This is a genomic window from Bacillus sp. 11C, assembly GCF_055486375.1.
Map to the genome: position 1 here is coordinate 1 of NZ_JBUPVZ010000023.1, position 13,393 is coordinate 13,393.

11 protein-coding genes and 1 riboswitch are annotated in these 13,393 nt (G+C 42.7%); of the genes, 6 read left to right on the forward strand and 5 right to left on the reverse strand.

The features are described 5' to 3' along the window. Positions 1–227 precede the first annotated feature (227 nt). Positions 228–692 carry a MarR family winged helix-turn-helix transcriptional regulator gene (locus tag ACY3LV_RS20090; RefSeq protein ID WP_003232536.1) on the forward strand — a complete coding sequence of 155 codons (465 nt, stop codon included), beginning with the start codon at positions 228–230 and terminating at the stop codon, positions 690–692. Here the strand turns inward: ACY3LV_RS20090 and ACY3LV_RS20095 are convergent. Further along, on the reverse strand, positions 689–1,825 hold the full coding sequence (locus ACY3LV_RS20095) for an MGDG synthase family glycosyltransferase (protein WP_464864397.1): 1,137 nt from the start codon (positions 1,823–1,825) through the stop codon (positions 689–691). The two genes, ACY3LV_RS20090 and ACY3LV_RS20095, sit on opposite strands and share 4 nt — an antisense overlap. Positions 1,826–1,917: 92 nt before the next feature. Between ACY3LV_RS20095 and ACY3LV_RS20100 the strand changes: the two genes are divergently transcribed. Further along, complete coding sequence (locus ACY3LV_RS20100) at positions 1,918–2,469, forward strand: YkoP family protein (protein WP_087990957.1); 552 nt, start codon at positions 1,918–1,920, stop codon at positions 2,467–2,469. 28 nt (positions 2,470–2,497) lie between these two features. Here ACY3LV_RS20100 and ACY3LV_RS20105 read toward each other — a convergent pair whose 3' ends face one another. After that, positions 2,498–3,310 (reverse strand): metallophosphoesterase, encoded by an 813-nt coding sequence (locus tag ACY3LV_RS20105; RefSeq protein WP_087990958.1) that lies wholly within the window; start codon positions 3,308–3,310, stop codon positions 2,498–2,500. Positions 3,311–3,505: 195 nt separating this feature from the next. Between ACY3LV_RS20105 and ACY3LV_RS20110 the strand changes: the two genes are divergently transcribed. Next, positions 3,506–5,200, forward strand: coding sequence for a DUF6044 family protein (locus ACY3LV_RS20110; protein WP_333560551.1), 1,695 nt, complete (start codon positions 3,506–3,508; stop codon positions 5,198–5,200). Between the two features lie 12 nt (positions 5,201–5,212). After that, entirely contained in the window at positions 5,213–6,226 is a 1,014-nt protein-coding gene (locus ACY3LV_RS20115) for a glycosyltransferase family 2 protein (RefSeq protein WP_087990960.1), read from the forward strand. 23 nt (positions 6,227–6,249) lie between these two features. Here ACY3LV_RS20115 and ACY3LV_RS20120 read toward each other — a convergent pair whose 3' ends face one another. The 3 genes from ACY3LV_RS20120 to ACY3LV_RS20130 form a co-directional block, all read right to left on the reverse strand. Further along, positions 6,250–8,085, reverse strand: a complete 1,836-nt coding sequence (locus tag ACY3LV_RS20120; RefSeq protein WP_464864398.1) for a DNA ligase D — start codon at positions 8,083–8,085, stop codon at positions 6,250–6,252. A 3-nt stretch (positions 8,086–8,088) separates the two neighbouring features. After that, positions 8,089–8,973, reverse strand: a complete 885-nt coding sequence (gene ku, locus ACY3LV_RS20125; RefSeq protein ID WP_442893051.1) for a non-homologous end joining protein Ku — start codon at positions 8,971–8,973, stop codon at positions 8,089–8,091. Between the two features lie 88 nt (positions 8,974–9,061). Next, positions 9,062–11,464 carry a putative bifunctional diguanylate cyclase/phosphodiesterase gene (locus tag ACY3LV_RS20130; RefSeq protein ID WP_464864399.1) on the reverse strand — a complete coding sequence of 801 codons (2,403 nt, stop codon included), beginning with the start codon at positions 11,462–11,464 and terminating at the stop codon, positions 9,062–9,064. A 175-nt stretch (positions 11,465–11,639) separates the two neighbouring features. Here ACY3LV_RS20130 and ACY3LV_RS20135 point away from each other — a divergent pair, with 175 nt between their 5' ends. Both ACY3LV_RS20135 and ACY3LV_RS20140 read left to right on the forward strand, forming a co-directional pair. Then, entirely contained in the window at positions 11,640–12,305 is a 666-nt protein-coding gene (locus tag ACY3LV_RS20135; RefSeq protein ID WP_087990963.1) for a DedA family protein, read from the forward strand. Positions 12,306–12,352: 47 nt separating this feature from the next. Continuing rightward, positions 12,353–12,460, forward strand: a riboswitch (yybP-ykoY riboswitch). A 105-nt stretch (positions 12,461–12,565) separates the two neighbouring features. Continuing rightward, entirely contained in the window at positions 12,566–13,357 is a 792-nt protein-coding gene (locus tag ACY3LV_RS20140; RefSeq protein WP_087990964.1) for a TerC family protein, read from the forward strand. Positions 13,358–13,393 lie beyond the last annotated feature (36 nt).

The window sequence follows — 13,393 nt, forward strand, 5'->3', positions numbered from 1 at the left end:
TTCTTTTATTTTATTACACGTGAATGGGTATTTTAAGGAAAAAATAAAGACTGTCGAGATTTTCTCGACAGTCTGGATATCCTTATACAAGATAATGTATAAGGATATTTTTGCTTTCAGAAGGAATTTCTCGAATGATAGCGAATACGTATAGTAAGGGACTGAACTCTTATTATATGTAAGGGTTTTCATTATTTTTTTATAAAAATCCTATATACGAGGTAGATATGATGAGATTATCGTTTAACGAAGAAGAAGTTGAGCGTGCGATGAATTTGTACAGAGTTTTTGCAAGGGCTTTCAAAAGTGTGTCTGAACATAGTATCCGTGACAGCAAAGAGCATGGCTTTAATCCCACTGAATTTGCTGTATTGGAGCTCCTCTACACAAGAGGCCCGCAAAAATTACAGCAAATTGGGTCGAGACTTCTGCTAGTGAGCGGAAACGTCACATATGTCATTGACAAATTAGAAAGAAACGGGTTTTTAGTAAGGGAGCAGGACCCGAAAGATAAACGCTCCGTTTACGCGCATTTAACTGACAAGGGCAATGAGTATTTGGATAAAATTTATCCGATTCATGCACTGCGTATTGCGAGAGCGTTTTCAGGCCTTTCGCCTGATGAACAGGATCAGCTGATCGTTCTGCTGAAGAAAGCAGGCATTCACAGCCAGCATTTGCTGTTTCGTTAATATTCTACACTCTCTGTTTCAGGGAGTGTTTTTTTGTTTGATATGATCCTTTTTAATACATCTTCAATCCTTCGATCAGAGATTTCGGCAAGATATCCATTGACATGTTTTTCATATTCTTTCATCTGTTTATTCGATTGGAAAAATGCCGCCATACGCTCCTCTGCTTTCTGCATACCCCAATTTCTCATATCTGTGACAAGTTTCCGTTCCTTTAGAAGGTTCACATTCATTTCCTCCTGGCCCGGCAGCGCATGATAAATAAATACCGGAAGCCGTTTCTGTAAGCATTCGCTGATGGTCACGCCTCCTGGTTTTGTCATAATGCCTGACGCCTGTTCGTATAAACGGTTCATCTCTGCTTTGCTGTGAAGGTAGGGAATCGCCTCAATAAAAGGATGGCGTAAACTTTTGACATAGCAGTAGAGCTTTTCGTTTTGACCGCATAATATTTTGTATAAGATGTTTCCTCCTGGCGACAGATCCTGAACCCATTTTAAAATACCCCCGACTCCCATACTGCCGCCTGTGATGATGATGGTATATGGCGGATGATGCTGACAGGTGTCTGCTGATCCCGCTTCAAACATTCGGTGAACGGGAATGCCGGTCATGTATATGTTTTTCGGATCGATTCCTTCAGACATGAGCTGTTTCTTAATATCCACAATCGGAGAAAAATGGAAATCGATGTTCTCCCGTCCCCATAATTGATTCACAAAAAAATCAGTATATACATTTACAACCGTCATATTCGGATATTCCGGCTTTAGCCGGTTCAGCAGATAGGAAGGCAGCGCATGTGTGCAGAAGGCGATATCAGGCTGTTTTTCTTTGAGGATGTGCCTCATTTGTTGTGTGAACAGCCATTCGTACATGGGATAGCGTTTGTCATTTTGATATCGTCCGCAGGCGAGGAGCCTGTAAATGCCGTTGTACGTTTTCGGGAAATATTGAATCCATTTTAAATACGCCTCGGAGGACAGTTTTTCTAATCGTCTATATGCGTGTGAAAAGATATCAATTTTCTCAGATGCGAGTCCTTGAGACTCCAGTTCAGCCTGCAGGGCATCCGCCACATGATGATGCCCTGTGGAAATGCTTAAAAAAGGAAAAATGAGAATGTTTTTCATGATGGTCCTCCTTAAAAAAATATGGCAACTATATTTTGGGGAGAACGTTCACAAAATATAAGGGTGTTTTTGATCATAAGGAAGGTGAAGAGATGAAAACCTGTTTCCTTTCTATTTGGAGAGTGGTTGACCCGATTTATTTCTTTTTTTCAAGACTGACCTTGATTGACAAGGATCGAAAAAGCGTCTTTCGAGTCAGGCTGACGAAGTACAAAGGACATCAGGTCGTGCTGAGCGACGGAACGCATATCAGAAAAAATGATGTGCTCGTTAAAATCCATCTGCACAACATCAAGCTGATCAGGGAGCTGCAAAGCATTGAGAGCACAGTCAGAAAGGGAATCATTATCTATCAAAAAGTATACCAATCGATGCCGATGCTTTTGGATTACATCAACAAGCATAAAAAAAGTGAAAAAATTAAAGGGATTGTGGGCATTACAATGCTTGACAAAGGTGTGGAAAGGCTCGGCTTTGATGTGGTCACCCCGGTCAATCCTTTCTACAGATGTTTTAAAAAGATCACCCATATGCCGATTTTATATCTCACTTCAAAGCCGATGAGCGTGCGGCATTTACCGAATACATCCTATTTGTTTATTTCGAAAGAAAAGCTTCAGAAAACCTATCAAAAAAAAGACTGATGTCTGGGGTCAGCGCAGTCTTTTTTGTTTATATCTGATGAAATGTCACTTCTGGGCGGCTTCCGACACGGATATTTACACCGGTTTGTCCTAAACCTTCGCTGATATAAAACGGTTTATCGTGGTGATAATGAAGCCCTTTAATCATGTTCATGCGCACGAGCTTGCCCATTTTCACCAAGTGATACGGTTTTGGCCAGTGGATTTGCCCGCCGTGAAAATGGCCTGAGAGCAGGTAATCAAAATGAACATCTTTCATATCCAGAATAATGTTTGGGTCATGTGTTAATACGAGCTGATAGCCGTTTTCTAGATCTTGATAAGAGCCGGCAATATTACTGCGGTTCGTGCTGTAATCATCAATGCCGATAATATTGACAGGCCCCGCGGCCGTCTCAATTCGAACATGTTCATTTTGCAGCGTGATACAGCCGTTTTCCTCTAAAACACGCTTCAATCTCAGAAAGTCCCTATCTTTTAATACATAATCATGATTACCGAACACCGCGTACATTCCATATGCAGGTTCCAACTTTTGCAATGCGTTTAAGTAACCTGCCAGCTTCGGAATATTACGTTTCCGATCTAGAAAATCTCCGGTGAGCGCAATGATGTCCACAGGCTGATTTTTTGTTAAACGATATAGCTCTTCAGGTGAAACAGAAATGTTTTCTAAGTGAAAATCTGATAAATGAAGGATATTCAATTTTTTTCTAGCTGGAAGGCCGTCTTTTTGATCAATTGAAATGCTGTTGACCTTCACATCTTTTGTATTGCGGTTCGCTTTATATATAAATGGCACAGATACGAGTATGGCTAATGAAAGTAAGATTGTAAACAAAATATATCCCCTCCCTCCTATCAGTATAGTAAGTGATCATGCCTTAAAGATAGCGGGAATTAATGGGGAAGAGACAAGTTAAAAACGGAATGTCTTCTGATGAATGTTTTGGAAGGGAAAAGGGATAATAAATTTTGACACATGAGGCAGAACATGCCGGATATGGAGTCAGAATAACAGATGGATGTGTAAGCGATGTTACGATTGTTGAGACAACACAAAAAAGAAACATATTATCTCTGGATCGCATTATTTCTCCTTTTGCTGTATGTATCTCCGCTTTTTATTTTAAAGGAAGATGCCCATATTCGCGTCCACGATAATTTAGATTCCAATATCGCTTGGTACAAGGTTTTGGCGGATAGCGGAGAAATCATCGGCAAGGTTGACGCAGCCATTCCGCAAATTATTAACGGGCTGCCGAGAGATGCCTTTGGCACTGAGTGGAGCGGGATTGTTTGGCTGCACGCTTTCTTTTCTTCCATGACCGCCTATGCAATAAGCCAGACGATTACAAGGGTTGTCGCTTTTTTGGGAATGTATGTACTGCTGAAGAAACATGTGATTCCAGAGCCAAAAGCGGCTTTCATCCGAATTGGCGTATCGCTGGCATTTGCTTTAACACCTTTCTGGCCTTCGGGAATGCTGAGTACGCTTGGATATCCTTTGGCACTGTGGGCTTTTTTGAATATCCGAAAAGGGGATATCTCATGGAGAGAGTGGCTGACGCTCGGTTTGCTTCCTTTATATTCAAGCTTTGTCTTAGGTTTCTTCTTTTTCTTGTCAGGAATGGCGTGCTTTTGGCTGTATGATGCCATCACACAAAGAAGATGGAATTTGATGTTTTTAGGCAGTATTGCATTTATGACGAGTATTTACCTTTTCGTTGAATATCGGCTTGTGTATTCAATACTGTTCTCCCACGCGCCGATGCATCGGATAGAATTTATCTCATCACGGCATGACGTATGGCATTCACTTCGTCTATCCGTAAAAAACTTTGTCTATGGGCATAATCATGTGATGACCGTTCACACCGTTGTCATCCTCCCGATCCTGCTGCTTATATTTATGGCTGTGCTGTTCAAGCGAAACCGGACAAAGCTAGAAAATGTTTATCTGTTTTTATTTGCGCTTAATTACGGACTATCTTTATGGTATGCGTTTTGGTTCAACAAAATATGGGCTGTGCCAAAGCAGAAATTTGCTTTTTTAGCTGAATTTAATTTTGCGCGTTTCCATTTCCTCCGGCCGCTTGTCATATATGTAAGCTTTGCGATAGCTCTATATCTCATATGGCGGATGGGGAGAGGGTGGAAATGGCTTGTATACGCCGCAGTCGCTGCACAGCTGATGGTTTTGGCGCCTTTTAATGAAGAGTATACGTATGGCGTTCACTACAATGCGCCGACATTCCGGGAGTTTTATGCATCTGAGCAATTCAAGGAGATTAAGGAGTATATCGGGCGTCCGCAAGATTCGTACAGGGTGGCGAGCATCGGACTGCATCCGTCTATCGCCCAATATAACGGGTTTTACACGTTAGATACGTATAACAACCTGTACCCGCTTTCATATAAATATGAATTTAGAAAAATCATTGCAAAAGAGCTGGAAAAAAACGCTCGGCTGAAACAATATTTTGATGAATGGGGCAGCCGTTGCTACCTTTTCGTCGATGAGCTCGGGAAACGATATGATTTTAAAAAGAACTCGAAGAAAACGATCAACAATCTTCAATTAAATACAAATGTATTTAAAAAAATGGGCGGTCGTTACATTTTTTCTTCAGTCCCGATCATGAATGCTGATCAAAACCATCTCGCGCTTGTGAAGACGTTTGACCATATAGATTCGGCCTGGCGCATTTATTTATATGAAACAAGATAAGGAGGATAACGATTGAAACAGCCACAGCCAGTGTTAACCATCGTCGTTCCGTGTTTCAATGAAGAGGAAGTGTTTCAAGAGACCTGCCATCAGCTGACAGAGGTTGTAGACGGCTTGATTGAAGAAACATTAATCGCTGAAGACAGTAAAATTCTGTTTGTCGATGATGGCAGCAAAGACCGCACTTGGGCCTTGATTGCCATGGAAAGTATAAGAAACAAGAAGGTTGCCGGCTTAAAATTAGCCTGCAATGTCGGACACCAAAAAGCGCTTTTAGCCGGACTCCATAAAGCGAAGAACAAATCAGACTGTGTCATTTCAATTGATGCTGATCTACAGGACGACATTTCTGTTATCCGGGATTTTATATTGAAGTATCATGAGGGCTGCGAGATCGTTTACGGCGTCCGCCGCAGCAGAAAAACCGATACCTTTTTCAAGCGAACGACCGCTTTAGGATTTTATCGCCTCATGAATAAGCTTGGGATTAAATTAATTTATAATCATGCTGATTTTCGACTAATGAATAAAAGATCGCTTGAAGAGCTTGCGCGCTATCCGGAAGCGAATCTGTTTTTAAGAGGAATTGTTCCCATGATCGGCTTTAAATCCGCCGAAGTCTTGTATGACCGAAAGGAACGTTTTGCCGGCAAAACGAAATATCCGCTGAAAAAAATGCTATCATTCGCTTTTAACGGGATTACATCATTCAGTGTCGCGCCGATTCGCTTTTTTACGCTTTTAGGTTTTGTTTTATTTTTCGTCAGCGCTGTGGCGGGAATCGGTGCATTTATTCAAAAACTGCTCGGCCATACAAATGCAGGCTGGGCGTCGCTCATCATTTCCATTTGGTTTTTGGGCGGTCTGCAATTAATGGGAATCGGGATCATCGGGGAGTATATCGGAACCATTTTTTCAGAAGTGAAAAGCCGGCCGAAATATGCGATTGATATCGATTTGTATAATGAGCCGCTGAGCCCGCTCCAGCGCCAGGAAAAAGAGCGGTTAGAAAAAAAGTACAGTTGAACGGAAAGAGCTGACTAAATAAGTCAGCTCCTTCCGTTCAACTGATGTAAAATGGCGCTAAGAGGTTCGTCTTGCGGGCTGCGGTAAAAATCGAAAAATGGGCAGCCCTGCTTCTTTATCCGGTCGACGACGGTATCAATTGTAAACATAGCGGGTGTTAAGGATGTCTGTACCTCGTGCCAATAGAGCGGTGCCGCGACAGTGCCAAGCTCGTTCCCCCTTGTCGAATAAGGGCAGATAATCGTTTTTCCTTCTGCATGCTGCAAATAATCAAGATACAATTTGCCGTGCCTGTTTTTGATCAGGCGTTCTGTGGTAAATAGCTCGGGAAATGCATTGGTGCAGTACTCTGCGACCAGCTGTGTAAATTGGCGTGTTTCTTCATACGTAAATGCCTCATGGGACAAGGGGATATAAAGCTGGATGCCCTTGTTGCCGGACAGCTTCGGGTATGATGTGATACCGAAGGAGTCAAACAGCCGCTTCAGTTCATTCGCAGCCTGCACGGCCATAAGAAAGTCCTCTCGTGAGGGCGGATCCAAATCAATGACAATTTCAGCCGGACGCCTGCTTTTAATGGTTTGAAAGGGAACATGAAACTCCAAAGCAAGCTGGTTGGCAAGCCATAATAAAGTGGACATATCCTCGCAGACGATATGTTCATGGCTTCCGTCAAAGAAAGATTGAATAAAATCCGGCGCATAGTCCGGCTTATTTTTTTGGAAAAATGATTCGCTTCTTGATCCATGCGGATAGCGGATGACTGTGACAGCACGGTTTTTCAAAAAGGGAAACAGGTAGTCACTGACTTCAATCATGTACTGAATAAAATCTTCTTTTGTTTTTTTATTCTTTTCAAAAATGATTTTATCCAGGCTTGTGAACTGCAGCTTCGGATGGATCGGTTTGGAGTGGCGGATGACTTGCGCATACGTGCATTCGGTCCAGTCCATATGGAATTCAAAACCGACAAACGACACCTCTCTCAATGTGCCTTGGAGAATCGTTAAGTATTGAACGGCTGCACATATCGAAGGTTCGAGCGTATATTCGCCTGATGGTGTTTGATGTCCGTGCTGTTCCATAATTTTGCGTACGGCATTTTTTTCTTCATCGCGCATTCCGTGTGAGACAGAGGCAATCGGTGTCATCACGCCGTTTTTTAACACAGATACTGTCAGAAATCCATTTTTGGGGTTGAACCCTGTTATACAAACATAAGCTTGTTTAAAGTTTTTATATTTAAGCCAATCGGATGACCGCTTCTTTTCAAGCCATTTGCTGTTTGTTTTCTTCGCTACAATTCCTTCTCCATCATATTTCGTAACCATCTCCCAAATCGTATCAAAATGGTCAAAGGAGGGGATATACTGAATGGTCTCCTTAGCATAAGGGTCTGGAGATGCAGGAAGTTTTGGCATAGCCATAAGGTCGTACAGCAATTTTTTTCGATCCAGGTACGAAAGTGACGATACATCTTCTCCGCGTCGCTCTAACAGATCAAAGGCGAGAAAGCAGCACGGCCGCGCGTTGGCCGATTCCCGGATTTTATCTGGCCTTCTCAAACGCCCCCGCACTTGAATGTGCTCAAAATCTGAACGACAAGGGTTCACCAAACATACAATCTCACCATCAAGTGTCAGCGGAAGATCTTTTTCTATGTGCTGAAAGGCGGTTTTGGCGAATTGTGTGATTTCAGGGAAGGTGCTGGTAAGTTCCAAGCCATTTCTGCTAGTTAAGGTCACACCTGCCAAATGGATGCGGAGGATACAGCGGTACCCGTCATATTTTACTTCGTAGCGCCATTCTGTTCCTATTGGCGGTGATGAAGTAAGGACGGGCTGCATTGTAAACGCCATGGACTATGATGTGCCGGAGGCTTTTTTTCTAGTCGTTTTTCGTTTCTTATCTCCGGCTCCTTTCGGTTCAGCGGCTTGTGCTGGTTCGGCTGCCGGTTTTTCCCGGTTCGGCTTTCTTGTTCTGTCGATGCTTGCTTGCAGGGCGCTGACCAGATCAATGACATCTTCACGAGGAGGCACTTTATCAGGTGTGACGGCTGTTTCCTTATTCTCGAGCTTATCATTAACTCTTTGCAGCAATGCGTGCCGGTACGTGTCCTCATATTTCTCCGGCTCAAACTCAGCTGTCAGCTCATCTATTAATGTGATTGCCGTTTGCAGTTCCTTATCGTTTACATTCGATTGATCAGGTACACCCGGGACATGGACAGCGCTTCTGACCTCATCCGGATAATGGATAGACTCCATCACGATACAATTTTCATAAACGCGGAGAATGGCTAGCTGCTGCTTCGACCTGATTGTCATATTGGCGATGCCGATCTTTCCGGTTGAGCGCAGCGCTTCACGCAGAAGAGTATAGGCTTTCGTCCCGTTATCTCCGGGTCCGACAAAGTAGGAGCGGTTAAAATAAATCGGGTCAATGTCCTGAAGCTGAACAAAATCAACAATCTCAACCGCTTTTTCCTCATGCTCCTGCTTTAAGCTTTTTAGATCTTCATCCGTGAGCACTACATATTTTCCTTTTACATATTCATATCCTTTCACAATTTCATCAGGGCCGAGAGTTTTTTCGCAATTCGTGCAAATTTTTTCGTATTTGATAGGCGCATGGTCCTCTTTATGAAGGCTGCGCAGCTTGATGTCTTTATCTTCTGTGGCCGCATAAAGCTTGATTGGGATGTTTACTAATCCGAAACTGATCGATCCCTTCCACATTGTATGCATATCAATAAACCCCTTTTTTCTTTTAGTGTGAAGAGGAGGAGAACGTTTCATGTGTAGTAACTTATGGGTAAAAAAACAGCCGTCGCTGTTAATGCGGCGGCTGTTCAAGAATGAGTTGTTCAAGTTGTTCCGGCGGTATGGGCCTGCTGAAAAAGAAGCCCTGTAAATGGTCACAGCCTTTTTCGTAAAGAAGCTGTTTTTGAGCTGAATTTTCCACGCCTTCAGCAATCACCTGCAAAGACAGCTGGTGGCCCATGGCAATAATGGCCCCGGTAATTTGCTCTGATTTTGGGTGTGTCTGAATATCGTCGATAAACGATTTGTCGATTTTCAGCCTGTGAATCGGAAAGTCCTTTAAATAGCTAAGGGAGCTGTGTCCCGTTCCGAAATCGTCAATGCTGATTCTGATTCCTAATTCCGTTAAAGACGACAACACCTTCTTGGAGTGATCGAGATTTTCCATTGTCATGCTTTCTGTTACTTCCACTTCCAGAAGCCGAGGAGGAAGCTGGTATTTAACAAGCGCCTCCTTGATTAGGGGAATCAGTTCTTCGGATTGAAACTGTCTGGCGGAAATATTAATGGCGACAGAAAGATCAAAACCTTTGTCATACCAAGCCCTTGCCTGCTTGCATGCTTCATCTATAATCCACTTTCCGATATCAATAATGAGACCCGTTTCTTCAGCAACACTGATGAATTCTCCGGGCGGACGCAGCTGCCCGTCAGGTGTGACAAGCCGTATCAGCGCTTCTGCACCCGTCATTTTTTGATTTTTTGCACTAAATTGCGGCTGATAATACAAGACAAATCTATCGTTTTCTATTGCATCTCTGAGCTCCATCTCTTGGTTAAGCTTGACTGTTTCTTTGTTCCCGATTGCAAAAGAATAGAATCTGTATTTGCTTTTGTTTCGCTCTTTAGCGGCATACATTGCCATATCGGCTTTTTTCATCAATTCAAGACCGTCCGTCCCATCTTTTGGTGATATCGCAATCCCAATACTGACAGATGTAATAAGCGTTTGATCTTGAATTTTAAATGGTTTTTTGAATTTTTGGATAATTTTTCTTGCTAAAATATCCGCTTCGCCTGTTCCGGTATTGGCGTTAGTCAAGATAATAATAAATTCATCACCGCCAAGACGAGCGATAAACCCATTATCAGGCACAACAGACGATAGACGTTTAGCTGTCATCTGAAGCAGCTGATCTCCGACATTATGTCCTAATGCATCGTTAATCACTTTAAACCTGTTTAAGTCCAGAAAGAAAACAACGGCGTTATAATTCAAGGTATGCTCGCGATTCAGCACCTCTGTTAAGTGCGAAACGGCATGCCGTCTGTTGGGTAAATCTGTAAGAGAATCATAATGAGCCATTCTATGGATTTCTTTTTCTGCCCTGTACTGCTTTGTCATATCTTTGCAAATGACATAAATGCTGTCCAGCTCTTGATTGACTTCAACAGGTATGAGCGTAATATTTAAGTGAAACTGGCCTTTTTCAGTGATCAGTTTGCTATCGCTGTTGATGGCTTGTTTATCTTTTTTGACCTGCTTAAAAAGGCGTTCAAGCTTCTGTGATATGTAATTTCTCCAATCGTGCATACTAAAGCCAAATTTGGTGATCATGTCCTCACCAGCATGATTGGAAGATATAATCTCTCCTTCTAATGACAAAATAAAGATCGCGTCAATATTATGGACGATTAAAGATTGAAATCTCTGTTCGTTATCCTTTATGCGCTCGCTCTGTTTAATAAACTTTCGATCGGCATGGGAACTGAATAACAATAGCGTTTGAATGCAGAAAATAATTAACGCAACAAAAACCGACCAATGAAATGTATGGATTTCCATATGGCTTCCGGGCGGGTCCGTATCCAAACGGAAAGTTGCCGCAAGCATCCCTGTATAGTGCATGCCTGAAATGCCTATTCCCATTACAATCGAACTGATGACTTTATAGAACATAAGGTGTTCAGAATGTTTTTTCATGGCCAAGTCAAAGAATATTTTTAATGAGATGAAAGATGCCGCAATCGCAATCAGAATGGATGCTGTAAAAAGAAGCGGTTCGTACATAATCATTACCCGGGAAATGGCAGACATTCCGATATAATGCATAGATGCAATAGACGCGCCAAGCACAACTGACCCGCTAAGCAGTCTGTAATATGTAAGAATGTGCCGGCTGACAAAATAGAGGGACACAAATGATCCGGAAACAGCTGCGCCAATGGACGCAATTAAAGGCATGAATTCATATTGCATTGGCATCTTGATATCGACGGCCATCATCCCGACAAAATGCATTGACCAAATACCGAATCCCATAATAAGTGAGCCGCCGATCAGCCAAATCTTACTTTTTAAGCCTGTATGAATGGTGACTTTCCTTGACAGTTCAAGGGAAATATACGCTGCGGCACAGGCAATTAGAATTGATAAACATATGAGTGTTATATTATATGATACGTGTATTTCCAAATGGAGATTCCCCCCCGTGTGTTCCAGTCTTGTTGACTCTCATTATTATCGGCTGCTTAACCGCAGAATTTCAGCCTTTGAGACCATAGAAATTGCAAGAGATCTATTTTTAGTTCAGCTGACCGTGAAATATGTGTTAAAATCATGTTGACGTTTTCTGAAAAAAACAAAATGTATGATACATAAAGATGAAAAAAGGGAAGTGATGGATATCGAAGAACTGATTATGTCTTGGATAGAAGCATTTAAAAGCCTATCTTATTTTGGAATATTTCTAGCGCTCTGTATTGAGTTTATTCCTGCTGAAATCGTCCTGCCGCTTGCGGGTTATTGGGTATCTAAAGGTGATATGACGCTTGCCGGCGCTGTTTTGGCGGGATCGCTTGGGGGAGTTGCCGGCCCGCTCACGCTGTATTGGATAGGCCGATACGGAGGGAGGCCGTTTCTTGAACGTTTCGGGAAGTACCTCTTCATTAAGCCTGAAGCTCTCGATAAGTCGGATGAATTTTTTAAAAAACACGGGGGATTTGTGGCCTTCAGCGGCCGTTTCTTGCCAGGCATCCGCACATTGATCTCTATACCGTGCGGCATTGCAAAAATGAACGTTTGGGTATTTTCGATTTACACATTCATCGCCATGCTGCCCATTACATTTGTATATGTGTATCTCGGTGTGAAGCTCGGTGAAAATTGGAAGGAAGTCGGCTCTATTCTCGATCAATATATGCTTCCGATCGGGATTGCAATTTTAGCTTTGTTCGTGGTCTACTTGCTGATTAAAAAGAGGAAAAAACGCACGCACTCAGAACATTTATCTGCATTTTTAAAAAATAAGCGTTGACAAATGATCTCGCTGCACATATCATTGACGTATAATATTATATTTCTTGAAATCCCAAAGGGGAGTAGCGTCCGGATTTGTTTTCCGGAAACAAAGTCGTCATTCCATGGATTGTGATATCCATCGGCTTTGTTGGCATGCCTGAATTCATGTCTAGCAAGACCTTTGCCTTATGACGGCAAAGGTCTTTTTTGCATGGTCCGGCCGCCATAAGATCGGATGAAGAGAAAGAAAACAACTTTTTTGGGAGGGTATCATTTATGGATGCAGCATTATTATTGGAGTATGGTTGGGTTCTTCTCGTCTTGATCGGGCTGGAAGGTATTTTAGCCGCCGATAACGCGTTAGTGATGGCGGTAATGGTAAAACATTTGCCGGAGGAAAAAAGAAAAAAGGCGTTATTTTATGGGTTGGCAGGGGCTTTTGTTCTGCGATTTGGCTCTTTATTCGCCATTTCTTTTTTGGTCAACGTATGGCAGGTTCAAGCGATTGGCGCGCTCTACTTGCTGTATATCTCAATAAGCCACTTATTGAAAAGATATGTGTTTAAAAAAGAAGACACGCATAAAGAGACGAAGCAAAGCGGTTTTTGGCCGACTGTTTTAAAAGTTGAATTGGCAGATATCGCGTTTGCGGTTGATTCCATCTTAGCGGCAGTAGCGCTGGCGGTTACGCTTCCTGCAACACCGCTTCCACAGATCGGCGGACTTGACGGAGGGCAATTTGCCGTCATTTTGGCCGGAGGTATCATCGGCCTGGTGATCATGCGGTTTGCGGCTTCAATGTTTGTTAAGTTATTAAAGGAACGTCCAAGCCTAGAAACAGCAGCCTTTGTGATTGTCGGCTGGGTCGGAGTGAAGCTTGCTTTATATACACTTGCCCATAACGACATAGCGATTGTTTCTGAGCACTTTATCCATTCTGGAACATGGAAGCTGATATTCTGGGGTGTCTTAGCGGCAATCGCGGTTTCCGGCTGGTTCATGTCAGGTAAAAAACAGCCGGAGGGCACACAAAACGAACAAAATAACAGCAGCCGGGAAAGGGCGTAATATGAGACTCTGCTTAAAAAGCAGAGTCTTTTCATG

What these genes read in the sequence shown, in the direction of transcription:
- ACY3LV_RS20100 (WP_087990957.1), top strand. Translation starts at nt 1,918, where the DNA reads ATGAAAACCTGTTTCCTTTCTATTTGGAGAGTGGTTGACCCGATTTAT.
- ku (WP_442893051.1), bottom strand. Translation starts at nt 8,973, where the DNA reads ATGCATACAATGTGGAAGGGATCGATCAGTTTCGGATTAGTAAACATC.
- ACY3LV_RS20120 (WP_464864398.1), bottom strand. Translation starts at nt 8,085, where the DNA reads ATGGCGTTTACAATGCAGCCCGTCCTTACTTCATCACCGCCAATAGGA.
- ACY3LV_RS20090 (WP_003232536.1), top strand. Translation starts at nt 228, where the DNA reads ATGATGAGATTATCGTTTAACGAAGAAGAAGTTGAGCGTGCGATGAAT.
- ACY3LV_RS20095 (WP_464864397.1), bottom strand. Translation starts at nt 1,825, where the DNA reads ATGAAAAACATTCTCATTTTTCCTTTTTTAAGCATTTCCACAGGGCAT.
- ACY3LV_RS20110 (WP_333560551.1), top strand. Translation starts at nt 3,506, where the DNA reads ATGTTACGATTGTTGAGACAACACAAAAAAGAAACATATTATCTCTGG.
- ACY3LV_RS20135 (WP_087990963.1), top strand. Translation starts at nt 11,640, where the DNA reads ATGATACATAAAGATGAAAAAAGGGAAGTGATGGATATCGAAGAACTG.
- ACY3LV_RS20140 (WP_087990964.1), top strand. Translation starts at nt 12,566, where the DNA reads ATGGATGCAGCATTATTATTGGAGTATGGTTGGGTTCTTCTCGTCTTG.